2 protein-coding genes are annotated in these 1,135 nt (G+C 58.5%); both read right to left on the bottom strand.

Annotated elements, in window-relative coordinates; all coding sequences use genetic code 11:
* Positions 1 to 44: 44 nt before the first annotated feature.
* Positions 45 to 662 (bottom strand): lambda exonuclease family protein, encoded by a 618-nt coding sequence (locus HYI44_RS29140; RefSeq protein ID WP_225571211.1) that lies wholly within the window; start codon positions 660 to 662, stop codon positions 45 to 47.
* Positions 659 to 1,135: ERF family protein (locus HYI44_RS29145; protein ID WP_225571209.1), on the bottom strand; the 477-nt coding region annotated here is incomplete at its 5' end. The genes HYI44_RS29140 and HYI44_RS29145, both read right to left, overlap by 4 nt.

Consider the following 1,135-nt stretch of genomic DNA (forward strand, 5'->3'; position numbering starts at 1 on the left):
GCGGAGCGGGTTGAGCATTTCAATCATGCTGAGTTCGGTACTGATCATGCTGCGATCCCCAATACTTTGTTCATGCGTTCATCGAGGATCTCGTAGAACGTTTTCACTCGTTCGCTGAGCTTGCGGATCATCACTTCGTCGCGGTATGCGCGCTTGATGAACAGTGGCATGCCGGGCCAGTAGCAGACGAAGTCGATCCACTCGCGCTCCGACACCCACAGTCCTCCTTGGCACTGTGCGATGTGGTCTTTCGGGATTTCGCCGGACAGGATCACTTCAACCTGGAACTTTGGCAGCTTGGTTTTGATTTCCGTCAGGCCGTTGGCGCCGACAAGCGAGTCAGGCGAATAGCCGATCCCGTGATTCAGGATGATGCCGACCTGGCTGGTGCTGACATCCACCTGCGACTCATAAAGGCCGCGAGCAACGCCTTCCAGCTCATGGCCACGTTCGGTGTGCTTGTTCCCCGTGAAGGGGTCGGCAGCCTCTTCAGTGATTCGCTCACCGATCAGGGTGTTCATGTAGGTGAACGCCCCGGCGCCGAACCCTGATTCACCCTTGCCATTGACCAGCAGGCATTCAAGCTCAGAGCAGGTGATGATTCCCAGCCTCAGGGCAAGCCACTCGGGCGTGCCCTGTTCGATTTCAGTGATTATTTTCATTCCGCCACCGCTGCAGCTTCCGCCGCTTTGATTGCCTTGTTGAGCTGAGCTACCAGGATGTCGTGGCGCCCCTTCGGCACGCACTCGACCGACCCGTACTCGCCGACGAACCACTCTTGTGTCTTTTCAGTGCACCGGCTGAGTAGCGCGGTAATGCCCGAAGCCTGCACTGAGGTGACGTTTGCAGTCGGCACAGCAGCGTGGCCGTCGTCGTCCTCGCCACGGGTTGTCAGGTTGAGCAGGGCGCTCATTACGTACCGCTTGCCATAGCTGGTGGACGATCCAACCGCTTGGACGGCGTTCTTGCTGCCGCTGGTGTCGAGTGGCAAGAGCATCGTGGTGCTTTCGCGGTGGCCGGCGCGGTGCATGAGGATGCCGGTGACGCTCAGACCCTGGGCGATGTTCTCGACCTTGAATGTGATCGCGAAGCCGTGCTGCTGCATGATCGGCTTGATCACATCGTTGATGTCTTC

This window comes from Pseudomonas sp. Y24-6 (genome assembly GCF_020295325.1).
Taxonomy (GTDB): Bacteria; Pseudomonadota; Gammaproteobacteria; order Pseudomonadales; family Pseudomonadaceae; genus Aquipseudomonas; species Aquipseudomonas gregormendelii.

Excerpts from the sequence above, each read along its gene's own strand:
- HYI44_RS29140 (WP_225571211.1), bottom strand. The coding sequence starts at position 662 with ATGAAAATAATCACTGAAATCGAACAGGGCACGCCCGAGTGGCTTGCC.